The 22501-nt window shown below is 64.4% G+C and carries 20 protein-coding genes and 3 tRNA genes; 14 read left to right on the top strand and 9 right to left on the bottom strand.

Annotated features, from left to right (window positions below):
• Positions 1-14 precede the first annotated feature (14 nt).
• On the top strand, positions 15-914 hold the full coding sequence (locus NZ951_03505) for a universal stress protein (GenBank protein ID MCS7206989.1): 900 nt from the start codon (positions 15-17) through the stop codon (positions 912-914).
• Positions 915-917: 3 nt separating this feature from the next.
• Positions 918-1181 (top strand): phosphoribosylformylglycinamidine synthase subunit PurS, encoded by a 264-nt coding sequence (gene purS / locus NZ951_03510; GenBank protein ID MCS7206990.1) that lies wholly within the window; start codon positions 918-920, stop codon positions 1179-1181.
• Here purS and NZ951_03515 read toward each other — a convergent pair.
• Entirely contained in the window at positions 1178-1768 is a 591-nt protein-coding gene (locus tag NZ951_03515) for a sulfite oxidase-like oxidoreductase (GenBank protein MCS7206991.1), read from the bottom strand. The genes purS and NZ951_03515 overlap by 4 nt on opposite strands.
• Before the next feature lie 175 nt (positions 1769-1943).
• Here NZ951_03515 and ligA point away from each other — a divergent pair, with 175 nt between their 5' ends.
• The 6 genes from ligA to NZ951_03545 are packed head-to-tail and all read left to right on the top strand — an operon-like array spanning position 1944 to position 10940.
• Positions 1944-3965 (top strand): NAD-dependent DNA ligase LigA, encoded by a 2022-nt coding sequence (ligA, locus tag NZ951_03520; GenBank protein ID MCS7206992.1) that lies wholly within the window; start codon positions 1944-1946, stop codon positions 3963-3965.
• A 1-nt stretch (position 3966) separates the two neighbouring features.
• A complete protein-coding gene (locus tag NZ951_03525; protein ID MCS7206993.1) occupies positions 3967-5949 on the top strand; it encodes a hypothetical protein in 1983 nt (660 codons plus the stop codon).
• Between the two features lie 11 nt (positions 5950-5960).
• Positions 5961-6536: an aminoacyl-tRNA hydrolase gene (gene pth / locus NZ951_03530; GenBank protein ID MCS7206994.1), complete on the top strand. Its 576-nt coding sequence runs from the start codon at positions 5961-5963 to the stop codon at positions 6534-6536.
• Between the two features lie 54 nt (positions 6537-6590).
• Positions 6591-9023, top strand: coding sequence for an HlyD family efflux transporter periplasmic adaptor subunit (locus tag NZ951_03535; protein ID MCS7206995.1), 2433 nt, complete (start codon positions 6591-6593; stop codon positions 9021-9023).
• 14 nt (positions 9024-9037) lie between these two features.
• Positions 9038-9727 (top strand): ABC transporter ATP-binding protein, encoded by a 690-nt coding sequence (locus NZ951_03540; protein MCS7206996.1) that lies wholly within the window; start codon positions 9038-9040, stop codon positions 9725-9727.
• Entirely contained in the window at positions 9711-10940 is a 1230-nt protein-coding gene (locus NZ951_03545; GenBank protein MCS7206997.1) for an ABC transporter permease, read from the top strand. Before NZ951_03540 ends, NZ951_03545 begins: the two co-directional genes overlap by 17 nt.
• A gap of 49 nt (positions 10941-10989) precedes the next feature.
• Here NZ951_03545 and NZ951_03550 read toward each other — a convergent pair whose 3' ends face one another.
• Complete coding sequence (locus NZ951_03550) at positions 10990-11712, bottom strand: fumarylacetoacetate hydrolase family protein (protein ID MCS7206998.1); 723 nt, start codon at positions 11710-11712, stop codon at positions 10990-10992.
• Positions 11713-11931: 219 nt separating this feature from the next.
• Entirely contained in the window at positions 11932-13218 is a 1287-nt protein-coding gene (locus NZ951_03555; protein MCS7206999.1) for an adenylosuccinate synthase, read from the bottom strand.
• 216 nt (positions 13219-13434) lie between these two features.
• On the opposite strand from NZ951_03555, the gene NZ951_03560 reads away from it, so the two are divergent.
• Both NZ951_03560 and NZ951_03565 read left to right on the top strand, forming a co-directional pair.
• Entirely contained in the window at positions 13435-14484 is a 1050-nt protein-coding gene (locus NZ951_03560) for a Gfo/Idh/MocA family oxidoreductase (GenBank protein MCS7207000.1), read from the top strand.
• Between the two features lie 15 nt (positions 14485-14499).
• Positions 14500-15405 carry an AEC family transporter gene (locus NZ951_03565; GenBank protein ID MCS7207001.1) on the top strand — a complete coding sequence of 302 codons (906 nt, stop codon included), beginning with the start codon at positions 14500-14502 and terminating at the stop codon, positions 15403-15405.
• Here NZ951_03565 and NZ951_03570 read toward each other — a convergent pair.
• The 3 genes from NZ951_03570 to NZ951_03580 all read right to left on the bottom strand — a co-directional run bounded on the left by NZ951_03570 (position 15377) and on the right by NZ951_03580 (position 18816).
• Positions 15377-16684: an MFS transporter gene (locus tag NZ951_03570; GenBank protein MCS7207002.1), complete on the bottom strand. Its 1308-nt coding sequence runs from the start codon at positions 16682-16684 to the stop codon at positions 15377-15379. The genes NZ951_03565 and NZ951_03570 overlap by 29 nt on opposite strands.
• A gap of 6 nt (positions 16685-16690) precedes the next feature.
• Positions 16691-18196, bottom strand: coding sequence for an aldehyde dehydrogenase family protein (locus NZ951_03575; GenBank protein ID MCS7207003.1), 1506 nt, complete (start codon positions 18194-18196; stop codon positions 16691-16693).
• Between the two features lie 110 nt (positions 18197-18306).
• Entirely contained in the window at positions 18307-18816 is a 510-nt protein-coding gene (locus NZ951_03580; GenBank protein MCS7207004.1) for a hypothetical protein, read from the bottom strand.
• A 408-nt stretch (positions 18817-19224) separates the two neighbouring features.
• Here NZ951_03580 and NZ951_03585 point away from each other — a divergent pair, with 408 nt between their 5' ends.
• Positions 19225-19368, top strand: a complete 144-nt coding sequence (locus tag NZ951_03585; protein MCS7207005.1) for a DUF5679 domain-containing protein — start codon at positions 19225-19227, stop codon at positions 19366-19368.
• An 82-nt stretch (positions 19369-19450) separates the two neighbouring features.
• Here the strand turns inward: NZ951_03585 and NZ951_03590 are convergent, their stop codons facing one another.
• From NZ951_03590 to rdgB, 3 genes are read right to left on the bottom strand one after another with little or no spacing between them, the layout of a single operon-like run.
• Positions 19451-19951, bottom strand: coding sequence for an MOSC domain-containing protein (locus NZ951_03590; GenBank protein ID MCS7207006.1), 501 nt, complete (start codon positions 19949-19951; stop codon positions 19451-19453).
• Positions 19952-20974: a GTP 3',8-cyclase MoaA gene (gene moaA, locus NZ951_03595; protein MCS7207007.1), complete on the bottom strand. Its 1023-nt coding sequence runs from the start codon at positions 20972-20974 to the stop codon at positions 19952-19954.
• A gap of 15 nt (positions 20975-20989) precedes the next feature.
• Entirely contained in the window at positions 20990-21646 is a 657-nt protein-coding gene (gene rdgB / locus NZ951_03600; GenBank protein ID MCS7207008.1) for an RdgB/HAM1 family non-canonical purine NTP pyrophosphatase, read from the bottom strand.
• Between the two features lie 68 nt (positions 21647-21714).
• Here rdgB and NZ951_03605 point away from each other — a divergent pair.
• From NZ951_03605 to NZ951_03615, 3 genes are all read left to right on the top strand, one after another.
• Positions 21715-21800: transfer RNA gene (locus NZ951_03605), tRNA-Leu, on the top strand.
• A 4-nt stretch (positions 21801-21804) separates the two neighbouring features.
• Positions 21805-21878, top strand: a tRNA-Cys gene (locus tag NZ951_03610).
• A 526-nt stretch (positions 21879-22404) separates the two neighbouring features.
• A tRNA-Leu gene (locus tag NZ951_03615) sits at positions 22405-22488 on the top strand.
• The last annotated feature ends 13 nt before the right edge of the window (positions 22489-22501 follow it).

Below are 22501 nucleotides of genomic sequence, written 5' to 3' on the forward strand. Positions count from 1 at the left end.
ACGGGAGGCACACCGTGAAGACCATTCTTGTCGCCTTGGACGGCTCCCCTATTGCCGAGCAGGTCCTTCCCTGGGCGCGTCTTTTGGGGGAACGGCTCCCCGCTCGGTTAATCCTGTTCACGGCGGTGCCTCCCCTAACCCCAGAGGTCCGACAGGCCTATGCTCACCTGCGCTTGCCCCTAGAGGCGGCGGTGCATGTGGCCCGGGCGGAGGAGTACCTTTCCCTGACCGCCCGCCCCCTGCGGGAGGTGGGTTTGGAGGTGTTCATCAAGGCTCAGGAGGGCGAGCCGGTTAGCCAAATCCTTGCCTATGCCCAAGAGGTACATGCCGATTTCATCGCCCTGACCACCCATGGACGCACCGGGTTGACCCGCCTGATGCTGGGGAGTGTGGCCGACCGTCTCGTGCGCACTGCGTCTATCCCCCTTCTGTTGGTGAAGGCCCGTCCTCCCACGGCGCGGCCGACACCCCCCCAGGTGCAGAGCGTCCTTGTCCCCTTGGATGGCTCCCCTTTGGCGGAGACGGTTCTGCCCCTGGCCCTCGACCTGGCCACCGCTTTACAGACGGAGGTGATTCTGGCGCGCGTGGTCAGCACCCCTGCCGTGGTCAGCATGTGGCCCGAGGCGTCCTCGTACGTGACGGAGACTCTGGAGGCGTTGCGCCAGGAGGCTTTGGCTTATCTCTCCACCCATCAGACGCGTCTGCAGGCTCAGGGGCATAGGGTGCGGGTGGAGGTGCGGGAGGGCCAACCAGCGGAGGAGCTGGTGGCTCTGGCCCGCCGCCATAAGTCCCTGGTGGTCATGGCAACCCACGGCTACGGGGGGGCGCGGCGTTTGCTCCTGGGGAGCGTGGCCCAGCGGGTCGTGCTCACCCTGGGGGGGCCGGTTGTGGTCGTGCGCCCCAAGGAGGCCTAGCCTGTGGAGTTCCTGGTGCACGTGCTGGTCAGTTTGAAGCCTACGGTCAATGACCCTCAAGGTGTCACGGTGCAGAGTGCCCTGCAAGCCCTGGGCTTTTCAGGCGTGCGGCGGGTGCGGGTGGGCAAATACCTGGAGGTGCACCTGCAGGCGGAGAGCCTCCAGGATGCCCAGCGCCAGGCGGAGGAGATGTGCCGGCGCCTTCTGGCCAACCCCGTGATAGAGCAGTTCCAGTTCACGGTGCGCGAGGCCAGTCCTGCTGCCTAGCCTCCCAACTCTGGCCAAAAGCGCTCCTCGCGCCAGGGGTCACCCCGCATGTGGTAGCCCCGCTGTTCCCAGAAGCCGGGCTCCTCGCGATCCGTGAACTCTAACCCGTTGACCCACTTGGCGCTCTTCCAGGCGTAGAGGTGGGGCACCACCAGGCGCAAAGGCCCCCCGTGCTCGGGGGCGAGGGGTTTGCCGTCGTGGCGGTCGGCGAACAGGGTGGTCTCGGCCAGCAGGTCCTCCAGGAGCAGGTTGGTGGTGTACCCCCCGTAGCAGTGGACCATCACAAAGCGGGCTTCGGGCTTGGGACGGGCCAACTCGACCAGGGTGCGGGCTTGCACGCCCTCCCAAAGGTTGTCCAGACGGCTCCACTGGGTGACGCAATGGAAATCGGCCGTAACCGCCACTCGGGGTAAGGACTGAAACTGGGGCCAGGTCAGTTCTTGCGCGTGCTCCACCAGCCCGAACACACGGAAGCGCCACAGGGAGAGGTCGATACGGGGCGTGGGACCGTAAGTAAGAACAGGGAACTTGGTCGTGACGAACTGCCCCGGCGGCACCTTTAGGTGTGGGGGCAATTCTTGCCGAATTGTCTTCGGTGGACGCGGCGCACGCGGCTCGTTCACGGTTTCCCCTCCCCTGGAGCTGGTTCTATCCTAACCCTTCCCGTGGGCGGGTGTCAAAAGGGGGTGAAGGGGTTTCCTTGCCCCCGTTTGCCCAGGGGATTATACTCACCCGTGAAGGTCGTGAGAGGGAGACGCGTCTATGCCTGTAGACCCCAAAGTGGTGGAGCGCATAGAGTGGCTTCGGAAAGAGATTCACTACCATAACTACCGCTACTATGTGCTGGACTCCCCGGTGATCAGCGATGCGGAATATGACGCCCTGATGCGGGAGTTGCGGGACCTGGAGGCGCGCTACCCTGAACTGGTTACCCCTGATTCGCCCACCCAACGGGTGGGTGCCCCTCCCGCCGAGGGCTTCGCCGAGGTGGTGCATCGCCAGCCTATGCTTTCTTTGGCCAACGCCTTCAATGAGGAGGAGTTTCGGGCGTGGTATGAGCGGGTGCGCCGCCTTCTGGAGGGGGAGCCCTTCGCTATGACCTGTGAGATGAAGGTGGATGGTTTGGCTGTGTCGTTAACTTATGAAAACGGGAGTTTGACCAAAGGGGCAACCCGGGGTGATGGCTACCGCGGCGAAGATGTTACCAACAACTTGAAGACCATCAAGAGCATCCCCTTGCGTCTGCTGAAACCTGGTCCCGCTGTGATGGAGGTGCGGGGCGAGGTGTATATGTCCAAGGAGGCCTTCCATCGCCTCAATCAAGAGCGGGCCGCCGAGGGCCAGCCCCTGTTCGCCAATCCCCGCAACGCCGCCGCCGGCTCCGTGCGTCAACTGGATTCGTCCATCACCGCTCGGCGCCGTCTAGATATTTGGGTGTATGGCATTGGTGCTGTGGAGGGCGGGAGTCATCCCCCCACCCAGTGGGAGACTCTATTGTGGCTGAAGGATCTGGGGTTCCGCACTAACCCCTACACCCGCCGGGTTACCACGCCTCAAGAGGTGGTGGATTACTACCGGGAGTGGCTGGAGAAGCACCACGACCTGCCTTACGAGACCGATGGTGTAGTAGTGAAGGTGGACACCCTTGCTTTGTGGGAGCGGTTGGGAGTGGTGGGGCGGGAGCCACGCTGGGCGATCGCCTACAAGTGGCCCGCCACCCAGGCCACCACGCGTCTCCTGTCCATCGGCATCAATGTGGGGCGCACGGGGCGTCTCAACCCCTACGCAGTTCTCGAGCCGGTGCAGGTGGGGGGTGTGACCGTCTCCAAGGCGACCCTCCACAACGAGGATTACATCAAGAAGCGGGACATCCGCATTGGGGACTGGGTGATTGTGGAACGGGCGGGGGAGGTGATCCCCCAGGTGGTGGCTCCCATCCCGGCGCGCCGCACCGGCCAAGAGCGGGAGTTCCAGATGCCCACGACCTGCCCCGAGTGTGGGGCGGGGGTGGTGCGCCCGCAGGGGGAGGCCTTCGCCTTCTGCACCAACGCCTCCTGCCCCGCTCAGTTCGTGGAGCGTCTCATCCACTTTGCGCGAGTGATGGAGATTGATGGGTTGGGGGTGCAATGGTGCCGCGCCTTTGTAGAGGCCGGCTTAGTGAAGGATGTGGCGGACCTCTATCGCTTGACCAAAGATGACCTGTTGAAACTGGAGCGCATGGGAGATAAACTGGCTAGCAATATTCTGAGCAGCATCCACAAGAGTAAGGACCGCCCCCTCTCCCAGGTGTTGGTGGCCTTGGGCATTTATCACGTGGGCACCGTAACGGCTCAGCAGATCGCCGCCACGTTCCGCACGATGGAGCGTCTCCTTTCGGCCAGTGTGGACGACCTGCTGGCTATCCAGGGCATCGGCCCCGAAACGGCGCACAGTGTGGTGGCCTTTTTCCAGGAGGCGCACAACCGCAGGCTGATAGCCAAGTTAAAAGAGGTGGGGGTGCGGATGGAAGAGGGAGAGCCGACCTCGGTTGGTGCTGGCCTGCCCCTGGCGGGCAAAATATTCTGCTTCACAGGCACCCTTTCCTCTATGACCCGCTCCCAGGCCGAGGCACGGGTGAAGGCCCTGGGCGGCATTCCCACCGATACGGTAACCAGGAAGACGACCTATCTGGTGGTGGGAGCCGACCCCGGGGAGACCAAAATGACCCAGGCCCGCAAGTTTGGCACCACCCTTCTCACGGAAGAGGAGTTCTTGACCCTTATCGGCTCAGATAAGGGAGGTTAGGATGGAGTTACCCGTCATCGGATCAGCAGTGGCCCACGGACCCCTGGTGCGGGAGGCGGTGTGGGAGGGGATTGTGTACCCTGGCGAGGTATGGGCTGTGCGTCAGTGGGAGGAGGCTGTGGCTCGCCCGTTGCCCCGCGGGCGCTTCTTCCGAGTGGTCTTCTGTCTAACTCCCCTCGGTGCGTATCTACCCTCCTCTGTCCCCCCCGGGGTGGCGGTGTGTTGGCCGGAGCGCCCCGTGGAGTCGGCTTTGTACCGCCTGCACCGCCAGGTGCGCGTAGTGCGGGAGGCTCGGGCCCGTTACCTGGAGAGTTTGACCGCCCCCAACGAGATAGATGCCAAGGAGCGCGATGTGCGTCTTACCATGCTCCGGGAACTCTCAGCCCTTTACCAACGCGGGGGGGTATGGCCCGCTTCCCTCGAGGGTGCGCAGGTGTTCCGCATCCCTGACCCTGAGGGGTGGGTGCAGGCTCTGGCGAGCGCTTTGTTACAGCGCTGGGGCGAGGCCCTATGGGATGGGAGGGGGTGGTCCCGTCCCTTGCGCTCGGCAGACGCTCCCCTCCTGTGGGAGGCCCTCCTCTCCCCCTGGCCGACGGCGGCGGCGCTGGAGGTGTTAGAGGTGTTTGGGCCGGGGCTGGGTGTGGAGCGGGGTGCACCCCCCCAGAGGGACGGGGTTATGGCCTTGCTCCGTGAAGCAGAAGCCCCCTCCGCACCAGACCTGCTTCCCCTTTTCATCCGCTGGGAGCAAGAGCGGGGAGTGCCCTGGTGGTTGGGGTGGATATGGGTGGGGGCCCTCCTCGCCTTCGGATGGCCGCCTCGCAGCCTGCGTTTGCAGAGCACACGCTCCGTTGTTTTGGCTCAGGGACGGCGGGCTGAACTCTCCCGCCTGACCCCAGCCCTGGTGCGAGAGGTGGTGTGGAATGAGGGATTGGTGGAAGCGCTCGGCCGGCTGGAGGGTCTGGGCACCCCCTCAGCAGAAGAGGTGGTGGCTCATATGGGGCCCCTTCTGGAGGCTAACGGCGTCTCGCTGGCCCCACTCTTGCCTGAGGAGGGGGTGCGGGCACTGGAGGGGGCGCTGACTGCCCTGCGGGCGCGCCTTTTGCGCCTGGAGCGGAGCCTGGAAGAGGTGCGGTCCGTGTGGACCCCCACTTCTGCCCAGCAGGACGCGGTCGCCCTTTTGGGGCGGGTGGCTCAAACAGACCCGGCGGGGGTGTATACCTTCCTCCAAGAGGAGCGTCTCGGCCCGATGCGATTGCGGGAGGCGCTCCGGGAAGTGGAGAGTGTAGAGACCGCCCTTGCGGTGGTGCAAGAGGCCCGTCACGCTCAGGCCTTTTTGGAGCAAGCTGTCCTTCCCCCGGAGTATGCCGAGATGGCCCTGGAGAGGCAGCTCCTGGTGATCCAAATAGGGGATATACCGGGTTTGGCCCAGGCTCCCCACCGCTGGGCGCAGGTGCGGGAGGCTTTCCAACGGTTCCAGGCGCGGTATCGCTCCCTTTACAGGGAGTACCACAAGGAGATGCGCCAGCGGATGCGGGAGACCGGAGAGCATCTGCGCCTTCTGGGGACGGGCCTGGAGGCGTTAGACGCGTTGAATAGCCTCCCAGAACTGGGTCCGCCCACTGAGCCTGGCCTGCGCCAAGAGGTGGAGGCACTGCGCCCACGCCTTCAGCCCTGCCCCCTGACCGAGGAGCGGGTGCCGGTGGAATCCCTCCCCTACTGCTGGCACTGCCGTTTGGTCTTGGGCGATCGCTCCCCAATTGACGAGGCAGAACGCCTGGAGAAGCGTTTGCAAAGTGCTCTGCAGGAGCGATGCCAACGTCTTTCGGTCAGCGCCATTCAACAAGCCCTCAAGACTCCGGGGCGGGATGCGGTAGAACGGCTCATTCAGGTGGTGCAACTGGCCGATTTGTCTCCCCTCATCCGTGTGCTGACACCCCAAGTGGTGGATCTGTTGCGGCGCATCCTGCGTGCATCCCAGGGATAGGAGGGCGTGCAATGGGGAGGCGTCTGGTGGTGGTGGGGTTGGGCAACCCCGGGCCCCAGTACGCGGCCACGCGCCACAACATCGGCCGGCGCTGTGTGGAGAGCGTGGCGCGGCGTCTCGGCATAGCCTGGCGACGTGAGCTTCCTAGTGCCTTTCTTGCTCGGGGGCAGTCCCCTGGTGGAGACTTGGTTCTGGTGCGTCCCCGCACATATATGAACCAGAGCGGGCGGGCTGTCGCCCAAGTTGTGCGTCTTTTCGCCTTAGACCCCTCCCGAGAACTGGTAGTGGTCTGCGACGATATGGACCTTCCTCTGGGGAAACTGCGTCTGCGCCTCAAGGGCAGTGCAGGGGGACACAAGGGATTGGCATCGGTTATCATGGCTGTGGGCAGTGAAGCTCTTCCGCGCCTGCGCATTGGCATCGGGCGTCCTCCTCCTGATATGGACCCGGCAGCCTTCGTGCTGGCCCCGTTTCCCCCTGGCGAGGAGGAGCGCATCACCCAGGCAGTGGAGCGGGCGGTGGACGGTGTGCTCCTAGTTCTGGAAAAGGGGTGGGAGAAGGCGATGACTTGGGTGAATGCTGGCTAACCTTGTGCCGCTCTAATCGTTTTACTCTTTATGGATCCCCGGAGGTGGACAGTGTTGAGGCCCTGGCTTCTCGGGTGTCTGGGCATCGCCTCGTCTTTGCTTTTGTTGACCGCCTGCCGCTCGGCTCAAAGCGCTCAGAGCACCAGCGTGCGCACCGACACGGTGCGGAGGGACACCTTGCAGGTGAGTGTGGTGGCTGCAGGGAACACCGTTTTCCCCCGTGTGGCGAAACTCTCTTTCGGTTCGGCTGGCACGGTAAGCGAGGTGCGGGTGCGGGTGGGGCAACAGGTGAGCGCGGGGGAGGTGCTCGCCCGTCTGGACACCCAAGACCTCCACACGGCTCTTTTGCGTGCCCAGCAGGACGTGACCAACGCTCAAAAATCCCTCCAGGACTATCAGGACAGTTTTAGTGAGGTGCGCATCGCACAGGCGCGCGCCGCCGTGGAAACGGCCAAAGCCAACCTCGCCAGCGCCCAGGAGGCATACACCAAGGCCCAAAACCAAACTTTTTTGGACATTGCCCAGGCGGAGCAAAGAGTGGCAGAGGCGCGTCTGGGTGTGCAGCGGGCGCAGGATGCGCTGGAGGTGGCGCGCCGCCCAACGCTGGAGATCGCCCAAGCCGAGCAACGGGTCGCCGAGGCACGGGTGGCTGTGCAACGGGCCCAGGAGGCTCTGGATAAGGCCCGTCAGCCTTTCACAGCGGAAGATGTGGCCCGTGCCCAGCAGCGGGTTGCGGACGCCCGGTTAGGGGTGCAACGGGCCCAGGAGGCTCTAGACAAGGCTCGCCAACCCTATACCCCCGAGGATATCGCCCGCGCACAGGAGAATGTGGATTTAGCCCGCTCCGCTTTGGTGTCTGCCCAGCGCGCGCTCCAGACGGCTGACATGGATGTGGAGATCACACGTAAGGACTGGGCCAATCGCCTCCAGGATGCCCAGAACCAAGTGGAAGCCCACGAGCGCACCTACGCCCAGACCTTTTTGCGCACCTATCGCAATTTGCTGGCGGTGGATACCTCCGTGCCCCCATGGACGATGCTTGGTGTGCAGCCTTCGGGTGTGGACTTCACGGTGATGCAGGCGTGGAATACCCTGGTCAGTAGCCGAAACAACCTGGAAGTGCTCCGTGCCCAGGCCGAGCGCAACCTCCTCAACGCCGAGAACGCCCTTCAGCGGGCACGGGATGCGGTAACCACTGCCCGACAGAACCTCTCCGATGCCGAGAAACGCCTGGCCGATATGCTGAAGCAGCCCGACCCTCTAGAGGTGGATGTGCGGGAGAAGGCGTTGGCGACGGCGCAGGCAGTGCTGAAGCAGGCGGAGGAGGACCTGGCCAAGATGAAGCCCGACCCCCTGGACATCGCCGCTAAAGAGAAGGCTTTGGCTACCGCCCGGGCGATGCTGAAGCAGGCAGAGGAGGACCTGGCCAAGAAACGCCCCGACCCTGTGGATATCACGGCCAAGGAGAAGGCGTTGGCAACAGCCCAGGCTGTTTTGGCCCAGGCGGAGGCGGACTTGGCCCGAATCCGTGAAAGTTCCGACGCCATTCTGCTCCAGCGGGCGGCCCAGGTGGCGGCGGCACGGGCGTCTTTGGCTTCCGCTCAGGACGAACTCGATAAACTGCTGAAAGGCCCTGACCCCCTTACGCTCGAGGCTCGGCGCCTGCAAGTGGAAGTTGCCAAGGCGTCCTTGGCCCAGGCCCAGCAGCGTCTGGAGAACGCCACCCTCAAGGCCCCCTTCGCTGGTGTGGTGGCCCAGGTGCAGGCGGAGGTGGGGATGCCTATGAGTGCTTCCACCATCGCCGTTGTGGTGGTGGACCCTTCCCAGGTGGAGATCAACGCTGCCGTGGACGAGACCGATATTGCACGCTTGCGCGTGGGGCAAGAGGCACAGGTTACCATTGAAGCTCTAGGGCCTGTGCCTTTGCGGGGGCGGGTGGTGGCCCTGTCGCCGGTGGCCCGTGTCCAGCAGGGGGTTGTCTCCTACGAAGTGACCCTAGCACTCACAGCGCCCCAGGCGGACCAGGCCTCTGGTGCCAGTGCCCAGACTGGTGCGGGGCAGCGTCCCCAGCCAGGGGGGCAGGGTGGGGTACCAGGAGGTGGTGCCGGCCCGCGCTTCGGTCAGCGTCCTGGCGGGATAGGGGCTCCCGCCGAGGCGGCGGGGCTGGGTTTCCTGGCCCTAGGTCTGCGGGAGGGCATGACCGTCAGTGCCCGCATCATCATCCAGCAGAAGGAGGGCGTCCTTGTGGTGCCCGCACGGGCGGTGCGAACCGAGGGAGGCAAGCGGGTGGTGGAGGTGGTCCTCCCTGACGGGAAGCGCGCTCTGCGGGAGGTCACGGTGGGCCTTACGGGTGACCAAGGGGTAGAAATTATTGCGGGCCTTCAGGAAGGGGAGACGGTCGTGGTGCCTACCACCACGTCCTCCTCCCGCACGCTTCAGCCCCCCTTCGGGCAGGGGATGGGGCCGGGGGGCTTGCGGGTGCGGTGAAGCCGATGGAGCCGATTGTCCAACTGCTAGGCGTGGAGCGGGTCTACCGCATGGGCACCGTGGAGGTGCGGGCCCTACGGGGGATAGACCTCTCTATCTCCCCAGGGGAGATGGTGGCCATTATGGGGCCCAGCGGCTCCGGCAAAAGCACTTTGATGCATATTATGGGGCTGTTGGATCGCCCCACCTCTGGACGCTATCTCCTGGAGGGGCAGGAGGTGCACCGTCTCGGGGAGACTGCCCTTGCCCGCCTGCGCAATCGCAAAATCGGCTTCGTCTTCCAGGCCTACAACCTGCTGCCGCGAGCGACGGCCTTGGAGAATGTGGAGTTGCCGTTGCTCTATGCCGGGGTGGTGCGGGGACGCCGCCAGAGGGCGGTTACCGCTCTGGAGCGGGTGGGACTGGGGGAACGCCTGGGCCATCGGCCCACCCAACTCTCCGGCGGGGAGCAGCAGCGTGTGGCCATCGCCCGCGCTTTGGTGAATAACCCCTCGCTCATCTTGGCCGATGAGCCTACAGGCAACCTGGACACCCAGACCAGCCACGAAATCATGAGCCTGTTTCGCCACCTCCAACAGGAGGGGATGACGGTGGTCATCGTGACCCACGAGCCGGATATCGCCCGCTGGGCCGAGCGCATCGTTGTGATGCGGGACGGGCGCATCGTGGACGAGCGAAGGGAGAGGCATGACGCTGTGGGATAGCCTCCTCACCGCTTTCCGTGCCCTCACTGTCAATCGCCTGCGCTCAGCCCTGACTCTGCTGGGCATTGTCATCGGTGTGGGGGCGGTCATCGCCCTGATGTCCATCGGGCGCGGGGCACGCCAGACCGTTACCGAACAGATTCAGGGCATCGGGAGCAACTTGCTCTTTGTCACGCCGGGGCAGGCCACGGTGGGGCGGGTGGCGGGGGCGGCCACGCTGGCCTCCCTTACCACCGAGGATGCCGAGGCCTTGGCTGACTTGCCCTCTGTGCAGGCGGCGGTGCCACGGGTCTCCTTCTTCGGCCAAATCGTGAACGGCCCTCTGAATGCCCGTGGGCAAATTGTGGGCACACTCCCCCAGTATCTGGAGGTGCGCAACCTCCAGATGGCCAGCGGCTCCTTCCTCGGGGAGGAGCACGCCCTTACCGGGGCGATGGTGGCGGTGCTGGGGGCCAACATCGCCGCCCAACTGTTCCCCGACGACGACCCTATTGGGAAGACGGTCTACATCAACCGTCGACCCTTCCGAGTGCTGGGGGTGCTCGCCCCCCGTGGGGGCACAGGCTTCACCATAGAGGACGATACGGTGGTGGTGCCGTTGAAGACGGCTGTGCAACGCCTGCAGGTGCGGCGCAGCACCCGCGGGGGGATAGCGGTGGACCTCATCTATGTGCAGGCCCGCTCCGATGCCCTCATGGAGCAGGCGCGCCAAGAGGTGAGCGAGGCCCTGTTGGCCCGCTTCCAAGGCAACGCCGAGGCCTTTACGATTGTGAGCCAGCAGGATGTGCTCAACGCCCTCACGCAAATAACCAACGCCTTCACCCTGTTTCTGGGGGCCATCGCCGGCATCTCCCTCTTGGTGGGGGGTATCGGCATTATGAACATCATGCTGGTATCGGTTACCGAGCGCACCCGCGAGATTGGTATCCGCAAGGCGGTAGGGGCGCGCCGGCGGGACATTCTCCTGCAGTTCCTGTTCGAGTCGGCCGCCTTGGGGTTGATGGGCGGGATAATGGGGACGGGCCTGGGATATGGCTTGGCCCGCCTGATGGAGCGGTTCTCCATTGGGGGCCAGAACTTGCGCGCCTATGTGGCCCCCGATGTGGTGTTCCTGGCCGTGGGGGTGAGCCTGGCGGTGGGTCTCTTCTTCGGTCTCTACCCGGCACGACGGGCTGCTGGGCTAGACCCTATACAGGCCCTACGCTACGAGTGAAAAAGGGGAGGGGGCCTGCCCCTCCCCTAGGGTTGGGCGTCGTGTTCTGCTAGCGGCGGACGGCCTCGGCCACGACGCGGCGGGCGAACTCCGCATCAATGGCTTTAGGCCAGGAACGCTTGAGGGGGTCCTTCACCTGCACCGAGAAGCGCCCGATGCGCTCAATTTCCATAGTTACCGTTTCGCCGTCCTGCACGGGGCCAATGCCTTGGTGGTTGGTGCCGCAGGCGATGATATCCCCCGGCTCGAGGGTGCACACCCACGAGGCGAAGGCGATAAGGGCGGGGATTTTGTGGGCCATGTCGCTGGTGTTGTAGTCGTGGCGGGGTTGGTCGTCCACCCAGAGGCGCACTTGCAGGTTATGGGGGTCAGGCACTTCGTCAGCGGTCACGATCCATGGCCCCATAGGGCCAAAGGTGTCCCACGACTTGCCCAGGAAGAAACTGTTGCGTCCGTTGGGGTTGAGGCCGCGCGCTGAGATGTCCATGAAGCAGGTATAGCCAAAGACATAGTCCATCGCCCGTTCGGGCGGAACGTGGAAGGCCCGCTTGCCAATCACCACTCCCAGTTCGGCCTCGTGGTGGAAGATGGTGGCCTGGGCGTTGGGGAGCACCACCGTTTCCCCCGGCCCGATGACCGAGGTGGGAGCCTTCAGAAAGCAGTCCTGCTCGGCAGGGGGGCGCTGGCCGTTCTCCAGATAGTTGACTGCGGCGCAGATGATTTTAGAGGGGCGGGGGAGGGGCGCCCGTAGGCGGGCCTTCTCGAGGGGGATAGCCCGCTCGGGATTGGCCTGGACGCGCCGCAGGTGGGCCTCCAGTTGGGAACGCCGTCGCGGGAACTCGGCGATCAGGCGGGCCATCCGCTCCTGGGCTCGGTACGGGTCGCGGGTGCCGGGGGCACCCGGGATGGGGTAAACCCTATCCCCGACCACCAGGGCGGGTCGGAAGTCGTTGACCAATGCCAGGCGCATATCCTACCTCCTTTCCGTGTGCTACGCAGTAATGCGCCGCAGTTCAATGGTCTCGTGGCGACGGGGGCCGGTGGAGATGAGGGCCAGGGGACACCCCAGCAGGTCCTCCAGGCGCTTGGCGTAGCGCTGGGCTTCGGGGGGGAGGTCCTCCCAGCGGGTCAGCCCGGCGGTGGGGCGGTCCCAGCCGGGGAGGTCCTCATAGATAGGGGTGCAGCGGGCCAACAGGGCGGTGCTACTGGGGAAGTGGTCTACCACTTTGCCGTTGAGCCGATAGGCCACGCAGATACGAACGGGATGGAAGCCGTCCAAGACATCCAGGCGTGTGAGCACGGCCATGTTTACTCCATTGACCATGGCCGAGTAGCGGGCAGCCACGGCGTCAAACCACCCACACCTGCGGGGGCGGCCGGTGGTGGTCCCGTATTCCCATGCACGCTCGCGGATGGCGTCCCCCGTGGCGTCGGTGAGTTCGGTGGGCAAAGGGCCACCCCCCACACGGGTGGTATACGCCTTGTAAACCCCGAGGACGCCGTGGATGGCACTGGGAGGGAGGCCAAGCCCAATGCACGCCCCTCCGACGGTCGGATACGAGGAGGTCACGAAGGGGTAAGTGCCGTGATCCAGGTCTAGCAGAGAGCCCTGGGCCCCCTCCAGCAGGATGCGGTGGCCTTTGGCCAGGGCCTCCCGCACCGTCACCTCCACCGGGGCGATGAAGGGGCGCAGGCGCTCTGCCCACCGACGACACTGGGCGTAGACAGTCTCCAAAGCGAAGGGCTCTGCCCCGTAGACCCGGGTGATGATGCGGTTTTTCTGTTCCAAGACGACCTTCAAACGCGGCAGGAGGGCTTCCAGGTCCAACAGGTCGCCCACGCGGATGCCCATACGCCCGGCCTTGTCCACATACGCCGGGCCTACCCCCTTGCCTGTGGTGCCAATGGCCCCCTTGCCCCGGGCCTCCTCCTCCAGCCTGTCCAGGAGGATGTGGTAGGGCATAATCAGATGGGCGCGGTCGCTGACCTGGAGGCGACGGGTCTCCACGCCCTGCTTCTCCAAGCCCTCTATTTCTTGCAAGAGCACCTCGGGGTCTATGACCACCCCGTTGCCTATGACACAGGTTACCTGGGGCCAGAAGATGCCCGAGGGCACCAGGTGGAAGGCGAACTGGCCCTTATCGGTCATCACCGTATGGCCGGCGTTATTCCCCCCGGAGTAGCGGGCCACGATGTGCATATCGCGGGCCAGGTAGTCCACCACCTTGCCCTTGCCTTCGTCCCCCCACTGGCCCCCAATGACGGCATAGGCTGGCATAAGCCCTCCTGCTCCCGACGCACCTGCGTGCGCACCTGGGGTATGATAGCAAAAGTCCGCCCTGGGGAAAAGGCCCGTCCTCGAGGTGCCTATCGGGAAATGGGGGGGGACGGCGCATGGGTCGGGCAGCGAGGGGGGGTCTGCCCCTTGCTCCAGGCGGTGGCCCTTGCTACCCTTTTCCGTGATATTCCAGCCAAGCACACTGAAAGGAGAGGTATGGCAGAGCAACCGGTGCGCATCGGTATCGTGGGAGCAGGCAACAACACCCGCGTGCGCCACATCCCTGGCTTTCGCGCCATCCCCGGCGTGGAGATTGTGAGCGTCTGTAACCGCACGCGGGAGTCCAGCGAGCGGGTGGCACGGGAGTTCGGCATCCCCAAAATCTACGAGGACTGGTTGGAGTTGGTGCGCTCTCCCGAGATAGATGCCGTGTGCATCGGCACCTGGCCCTATATGCATTGCCCTGTCACCTTGGCTGCCCTGGAGGCGGGCAAGCATGTGCTCACCGAGGCGCGCATGGCCATGAACGCCCGGGAGGCGCGGATAATGCTGGAGGCGTCCCGCAGGAACCCCCACCTGGTTACCCAGGTTGTCCCTTCTCCCTATACCTTCAAGGTTGACCGCACGGTACAAGACCTGATCGCCGAGGGTTTCCTGGGAGAAATCCTGGCGTTGGAGCTACGGGCGTGTGCACCCACCTTTGTGGACCGCACCAGCCCCCTCCACTGGCGCCAGGACCGCACCGTCAGCGGATATAACACCCTGAACATGGGCATCTGGTATGAGGCAATCATGCGCTGGATCGGCCCCGCCAGCAAGGTCATGGCTATGACTAAGGTGGTGGTGAAGCAACGGCGCGATGCCGAGGGCATCCTGCGGGCGGTGGAGGTGCCGGACCATGTGGACATTGTGTGTGAGTTTGTGTGTGGGGCGCAGGGACACATGCGGTTCAGCGCCGTGACGGGCCTGGCCCCCCGCACCGAGGTGTGGCTGTTCGGGAGCGAGGGGACGCTGCTGCTGGATGCGGAAAGCTTGACCCTCTACGGTGGGCGCCGGGGCGATAAGGCCTTGCAAGAAATTCCCATTCCTCCCGAAAAGGCCGGCCGCTGGCGGGTGGAGGAGGAGTTCATCAACGCCATCCGCGGCAAAGAGAAGGTGAAACTGACCACCTTTGAGGACGGCGTTCGCTATATGGAGTTCACCGAGGCGGTTATCCGCTCCGCCCAGACGGGCCAGGCCATCCCCCTGCCCTTGCCGTCGGTTTAGGGGGACGGGCCTGGCGTGCCGGTCCTGACGGTTTTCCTGAATGTGGTGCTCCCCGTCTTCCTGGTGGCGGGGGTGGGGCTGGCGCTCCAGCGCGTCCTGCGCCTGAACCCAGGCCCCCTGGGGCAGGTGGTGCTGTATGCCTTCGGCCCCGGCCTGGCCTTCTACAATCTGGCCACCACCACTATGGAGATGCCCCTTCTGGGGCGCATCGCTCTGTTCACCATCCTCCTCATTGGAGTGATGTATGTGCTGGGGTGGGGGGTGGCTCGCCTCCTGCGCCTGGACCGGGTGGGGGAGAGCAGTTTTTTGCTCACCGTGGTCTTTATGAATGCGGGCAACATGGGGCTGTCGGTGGCCCTGCTGGCCTTTGGGGAGGAGGGGCTGGCGCTGGCATTGGTGTTCTTTATTGTGGAGGCGACTCTGGGCAATACCTTAGGGATATACCTGGCCGCACGGGGGGAGGCCAACCCTCGCCAGGCGTTGGGGCAGGTGTTACGCATGCCCATCCTATACGGGGCGGTGCTGGGCCTGCTCGCCAACCTGACCGATGTGTCTGTTCCCCAGCCCATCCTCGCAAGCACACGTTTTTTGTCTCAGGCGACCATCCCCGCTATGCTCATTGTGCTGGGCCTGCAGTTGGGCACGGCGTGGGGACGCCCCCCGTGGAAGGCGCTGGGGGCGTCGCTGGTCCTGCGGCTGGGGGTATCGGTGGGGGTGGCCCTGGTGCTGGTGCGGGCGCTAGGACTGGAGGGGCTGGCGGGCAAGGTGATGGTGGTGTTGGCGGCCATGCCCACACCCGTGTTCGTAACTATCTACGCCACCCAGTTTCGCTTGGATGCCAACCTGCTGGTCCATGCTGTGGTGGTTAGTAGCCTGGCCAGCATGGTAACGCTCACCGCTCTCTTGTGGTGGCTCCAGTGAGGCGTGGGGGGCGCGCTAACAGGGCTAAGCACCCCGCTAAAGCGGCCAGTGCGCCCGCCACCAGTAAGGCCACCTCATACGACTGGCGCCAGTCATAGAGCGCCCCGATGAGGAGAGGCCCCATAGCCTGGCCCCCCACCTGCACAGGCAGGGTAACCCCCCGGATGGTGCCCAAGTTGGCCCTCCCATAGTAGTTGGCCCAAGCCACGGGCACCAAGGTAAGCAGTCCCCCCACACCTGCCCCGAAGAGGATGGTGCCTGCAAACCCTTGGACTGGGTGGCGGGCGATGAAGAGCATGCTTACCCCTGCCACCATGACCGCCGTTGTGGCCACCAACACATAGCGAATAGGCCAGCGGGACGCCGCCAATCCCCAGAGCAGGTTGGAGGTGGAGGAGGCGAAGCCGAACCCGCTCACCATACCCGCCGCCAGCACAGGAGGTATTCCCCTCTGCATCAGGTGGGGAGCCTGGTGGAGGCTTACCCCCGCCTGCACTAGGAAGGCGATGCCGGTAAAGGAGGCGAGAATCCACAAGGTGGGGGTGCGCAGGGCATCACGCAGGGTGAAGGAGACCTCCCCGGCGGGACGGGGGGCCTGCATAGGAGAGGCCCCTGTTGTCGTAGGCGAGCGCACACCATCGGGCGCCAGGCCCACATCCTCGGGACGGCGACGCACCAGCACGGCGTTAGGGAGCAGTCCCACCCCCATGGCCACCCCCGCCACGGCCAGCCATCCGGCGCGCCAATCCCGCCACCCGATAACCGCCTGCACGATAATGGGCAAGGCCCCTTGCGCCAATCCCCCCAAGAAGTTGGCGACCGCTGTGGCCACAGCCCGCCGCCGAATGAACCAGGTGGCAATGGCGGTGTTGGCCCCGATTTCTACCGTGGAGGCGAAGGCCAGGCGTGCCATTCCATAGGCTACATAGAACCCCCACAAGGTGGAGACCTGGGACAGGGCGATGGCACCTACGCCTACCAACAGCACGCTGAGGATAAGCACCCCTTGCGCACCCGCCCGGTCGGCCCAGCGCCCCCAGATGGGTGCCGTGAGGGCCCCCACGATGTTGCCCACCGATACCGCCCCCGATAACTGGGCGCGCGACCATCCGAAGGCGTCCCCCATAGGCTTCACGAACACCGATAGCACCGCTACCGAGGCCCCTTGTCGGGCCACCAGCGCCGCCGCCACACACGCCACCACAACCCATCCGTAATAAAAGGGCAGGCGGCGGGGCAGATCGCGCCAGAGGGCAAGGACACCCGATTGAGTGCGCATGGGTTGCTAAGGCACCTGGCTGGTCAAGCCCTGGGCCATGCGGATTTCCGTGCCGTGGTTGACCGTCCAGGCGACCCGATGGGTAACGGCATCGGCCAGGGCCGAGGCGGAGGGCATGCCCGTCCCACTGCGGCGGAGGCCCCCAAAAGGCAGGTGCACCTCCGCTCCGATAGTAGGTAAGTTGACATAACCCACACCGAACTCACACTCCTCGCGGATGAAGCGCTGTGTGCGATAGTCCCGGGTGCATACGGCTAGGGCGAAGGCGTAGTCGGCATCGTTATACTTACGGACGGCATCCTCGGCGTCAATGAAGGGGATAAGGGCCACATGGGGGCCGAACACCTCCTCCCGTAACACCCGCTTGCGGCTGTCGTGGGTCATCTGGTAAATGAAGGGGCCGATGTAGTTGCCGTATTGCAGGGCGCTGTCCGAGGGACGGCCCACCTCAAGTAGTACCTGGGCACCCTCCTCGCGGGCGAGGCGATTATACCCCTCCACCTTCTCCCGCGCCTGGGGGGTAATCAGGGGGCCGATGAAGGTGTCCTCCCGAGTGGGGTCGCCGATGCGCAGGCGGCGGGCCTTTTCCACAAAGGCCTGGGTGAAGCGCTCCATCATGCTCTCTTGCACGAACAGACGGGACGCCGACACACAGCGTTGCCCGGAGGTGCGGAAGGCGGCCATAATAGCGGCGTTGACCGTGAGGTCAAAGTCGCAGTCCTCAAAAATGATCATGGCGTTCTTGCCCCCCATCTCGCACACGGCAAACTTATGGGGGTGTTTGGCTGTCTCTTGCCGTATAAGGGAACCGACTTGGTAGGAGCCGGTGAACAGAACCACATCGGTCTCCGGGTGCACCACCAGGGGCCAGCCCGCCTCCTCCCCATACCCGTGCACCAGGTTCAGCACCCCCGGGGGCAGGCCGGCCTCGTGGAAGTACTGAACGATGCGTTGGGCCAGCAGGGGTGTCTCTTCGGCGGGTTTAAGGATGACAGTGTTGCCCTCCATAAGGGAGGGGCAGATGAGCCACAAAGGGATGGCAAAGGGGAAGTTCCAGGGGGTAATGCACACCACCACCCCCTTCGGTTTGCGCAGGGCGTAACTGTCCTTCTCGGCTATCTCCGAGGCCAGCACATCCCCCAGGGGCATGCGCGCCCGACCGAACCAGTATTGAAGGGTGTGCAGGCCCTCCACCACATCGGCACGGCACTCCACGAGGGGCTTGCCGCACTCCTGGGCCATCAGAAGGGCGAGGGTCTCCTGGTCGCGTTTGACCATCTGGGCGACGGCGTCCAGGAACTCGGCCCGCTTGATGCGGGAGAGGCGCCGCCATGCGGGGAAGGCCTCCCGTGCTGCCGCCACCGCTTTGTGCGCATCCTCCTTCTGGGAGCGGGGGAAGATGCTCAGCACCTGTCGCCAGTCGTGGGGGGAGCGGTCTTCCAGAGTGGCCTCGCTGGCGGCGGGGAGCCACTGGCCGGCGATGTAGTTGTAGATGCGCTCCGGCTGGGGCATAGGCCACCTCCTGCGGGACGCGCCCCTGTGTCTCTCAGCATAGCAGAGCCGGAGCACAAGCGGCAGTGTCCCTGGTGGAGGGGGCCTATGCCCCTGTGGGCTGGGGGGCACTAGGAGCCGCTCTCCTGCTTGTGCCAGCGCAGCCACACCAGGCCGGAGCCGATGAGGGCTCCTACCAAGGCACCGAGGGGCTGAGCCACCACGAAGGGGTAGCGCTCGAAGCCGAAGTCAAAGGCGGGAATACCTGCTACCACCAGCCCCACCAATAAGCCAATACCGCCCCAATGGAACATCTCTAAATCGCGAGCGACCCGCTTGAGGAGCTGCTCCGAGGATTGCCCCCATCGCTCCCAAGACCAGGAGCCGTGTTCGTGGGCATGGTAGAGGTCGGTGCCCACCTCGCCACGGCGAAGGGGGGTAAGGATGGGGCGAGTGTCGGTCGGGGTAGCAGTCTGCCCCTTCCCGTCGGGAGCGGAGGTCTCCTCCACACCACGGCTGCGCCGCAGGGTGCCTTCACGCGGCTCCCGGATCCCCACGGTGGTCCATTCTCCCTCGTCAGGTGGTGTGGGAGAGCGCTCCCGCTCGGCATGGGCAGGGGGAGATGAGCGCAAGTAGGGCATGGCAGCCTCCTTATCTACACTCTTCCGGCGCCTCACCAGTACCCTCTGGGGGCGCGTGGTATCAGCGTGAGTTTAGACAAGGGTTTAGCCCCGCGTCAAGGGCGATTGAGGGCAAATTTCGGGTCTGTTTGGCCTGCGCAAGAGGGCATTTTGGCCCCTATTCCCGCGATGGAAAAAGTAAGGGTCTACTTGACCATAAAAACGGAAGGCTTCGTGATGCTTCGTATGGGCATAAATGAAGGCGTTTTGCATCTTATGAGGTTGTGGATATCCTATTTTCGTTGCGTGAACGGCGTACTATCATCTCAAAAAAGACTAATGGCTTGTTTTTCTGACGGTCATTCCTATTGACATAGCAGAGGAAGGAGTTCTACCTTCAGGGCAAAAGCAACCGCAAGGAGGTGAAGTATGGCCGAGGCCTATTGCTTCAAGTGTCGCAAGAAGGTTACCATTCGCAACGCCACGCAGGTAACGCTGCGGAACAAGCGCCCGGCGATTCAGGGGGTGTGCCCCTCCTGTGGCACCAAGGTGTTCCGCATCGGCAAGGCGTAGACCCCCTGCTTTCCCCCTCGACACACACGAGCGCCAGGCCTTCGCCTGACGCTTGTGTTTTTCTGCGCACGGAGGGCGATGGCTAGGCGGTGGGTCTTTCCACCCACACCCTATCCCCAGGGCGTACCACACCCGGGCGGAGGACTACTCCCACAACCCCCCGCCGCCCCACGACCATGCCCACGATGTCGGGGTGGTGCACTTGGAGGGTTGCACAGGGGCGGTTCTGCTGGGTTACTTCTATTACAGCCTCCGCGCCCAGGTGCAGACGGTCCCCAGGCTTCAGGCCGGAGAGGTCGCCTAGCCCCTCTACCAGGATGTTCTCCCCAAAAGCGCCCGCCTGAAGGCGGATGCCCAGCGCCTCCTCTAGGTCGGTATAGACCTCCTGGGCCACAACACTGACCTGCCGCCAGTTGGGTTCGGGGTCGCCCCGCTTCTTATGCTTGTTGACGGGGCCAGCGTGCCAGTCGCCCTCCACCCCCTGATTGGTGAGGGTAATGGCGGGTTGTGGAAACTTGGGAATTCCACTGGTCGGGCGCAGGCAGACAGCCATAACCCGGCCGCTCGGGGGCTGTGTGTCCATTTACCCTCCCACTTGGAACATCTCTACCTTGCGCCCGGGGCGAGCGGGATGGGTGCTCCGCTCTTCGGAATAGCGGTCTGCCCGCTGGCTCCAGAGGGCTATGATGTGCTGGCGTAGGTCGTCGTCCGATGCCCCGGCGCGTAGGGGGCTCTTCAGGTCATAGCCCTCTGTGGCGAACAGGCAGGTATACGCCTTCCCCTCGGCGGATAGGCGCAGACGGGTGCAGTCGCCACAAAAAGGTTGGGTAACCGAGGCGATGATGCCTATCTCCCCGCCCCCGTCCCGATAGCGGTAGCGCAGGGCGGTGTCTCCATAGCCTCGGGGCAGAGGCTCCAGGGGGAAGACGGCGTGGATGCGCTGGAGAATCTCCTGGGCGGAGACCACATCATCCACACGCCAGTGATTGAGGCTTCCCACATCCATGTATTCAATGAAGCGGATGATGTAGCCCCGCTCTCTGCAGAAGCGGGCCAGGGCAAGCACCTCGTCCTCATTGACGCCCCGCTGGACCACCACATTGATCTTCACAGGCCCCAGGCCCACCCGAGTGGCCTCTTCTATGCCCTCGATGACGCGTTGGGGGCCGAAGGCGCGCCCGTTCATCCTGCCGAAGACCTGGGGGTCCAAGGAGTGGAGGCTGACGGTAACCCGCTTCAGGCCGGCGTCCTTGAGGGCCTGGGCTTTCTGGGCCAGGAGAAAGCCGTTGGTGGTCAGGGCCAGGTCCTCCAGCCCCTCTATGCCGGCCAGGTGGGCGATGAGGGTCTCGATCTGATTGCGCAGGAGAGGCTCTCCCCCGGTGAGGCGCACTTTGCGCACCCCCAGGGAGACGAGAATGCGGACGAGGCGGGTGATCTCTTCAAATGTAAGTATCTCCTCTTTAGGGAGGAAGCGGTAGCGGAAGCCCAGGGCCTCGTGGGGCATGCAGAAGGGGCAGCGGAAGTTGCACCGGTCGGTAACAGAGAGGCGCAGGTCGCGCAGGGGCCTGCCGAAGCGGTCGGTGATGGTCATTGGGGTTTGGGGCATAGGAGTGACGTTGTCCTAGTCTTCTTGTGGATGCGCCGAGGCGAGTATCTTCTGGAGCAGAGCCACTGCCCTCCGTGCCGCCTGCCCCCGGTGGCTGATAGCGTTTTTTTCCTCCAGGCTCAACTGAGCCACCGTTTTGCCCCTGTCGGGCAGGTAGAACACGGGGTCATAGCCGAAACCGCCCGTCCCGTGAGGTGCCAATGCGATAATACCTTCCAGCGTCCCCTCTACAGCATAGACGCGTCCATCGGGGAAGGCAAGGGCGATGACGGAGCGAAAGCGTGCGGTGCGCCGTTCCCAGGGCACCCCTTGCAGTTTCTGGAGCAAGAAGGCGATGCGTTGGGGGTCGGTGGCGTTCTCCCCCGCGTAGACTTTGGCCCGTGCCCCTGGTTCACCCCCCAGGGCGTCTACCTCTAACCCGGAATCGTCGGCAAGGGTGGGGAGGCCGGTCATTTGGCAATAGGTGCGCGCCTTGAGGATGGCATTTTCGGCACAGGTGTGGCCGGTCTCCTTTACCTCGGTGGTGATGCCCAGGTCGGCCAGGGTAACCCACCGGCACGGTGCTTGGGAGAGGATGGGGAGGAGTTCCTGCACCTTGCCCGGGTTGGTGGTGGCGAGAAGGAAAATAGGAGGTTCCGAGAGTGAAGTGTGGTGGGCGTGGGCTGGGGCCATTGACACCCCCTGGTAGGTTAGATACCATAATGGCGGAAGGGCGTGGTGTGTGCCTGCGCCCGTGGCGTGCCCAGGTGGTGGAACTGGTAGACACGCGGTCTTGAGGGGGCCGTGGGGTTTCCCCGTGTGGGTTCAAATCCCGCCCTGGGCACCAACACGGCGACGTAGCCAAGAGGCCTAAGGCGGAGGTCTGCAAAACCTCTATTCGCCGGTTCGAATCCGGCCGTCGCCTCTAGGTTCGTGTTTTCCACGTGTTGTCTGCTCCTGGGTCTGGCCGATCCACCCCTCCCTAGGCGGCAGGGTGGAGTTGGTCGGGCAGAAGCAGAAGTATTCAGCCGCAGGGCTGGAGCGGTCCAGCACACGGTGCAGTCCCCCGGTGGGCTTGGGGTGTTCATCCCCCCGCCGGATGGTCCTGGGACATTCCCCACGTCCATAGACTCCCATCCCTGCCAAGGGCTGGCCGCTGTGAGGGCCGCCAACCTTCCGTCCCGACTCCGAGGCGCGGACGGGATGCTCCTTCTATGGCTCCCAAGGGTCACAGAAAGCCCCTCGCACACGGTAAGGGTGGCCTCTGCCGTGTCGTATTCCCATATAGCGCTGGGTTAGGGCGATGCCCCGCTTAATGCAAAGGATACCCCAGTTGCCCGTAACGGGACAGCGGGCGATGCAGGTCAAGGTGGGGTTGAGCCCATCTTGGGTTAGGATGGTTTCCCCTATGGCGCAGGGCTTGGTGTAAAGTATGATAGCAGAGGGGGATTGCCGAGGTGGCGAAACGGCAGACGCGGCGGACTTAAAATCCGCTGGGGCACCGCCCCGTGTGGGTTCAAATCCCACCCTCGGCACCTGGCATGAGGC

The organism is Dehalococcoidia bacterium, from assembly GCA_025060295.1.
Taxonomy (GTDB): Bacteria; Chloroflexota; Dehalococcoidia; order Lucifugimonadales; family HRBIN23; genus HRBIN23.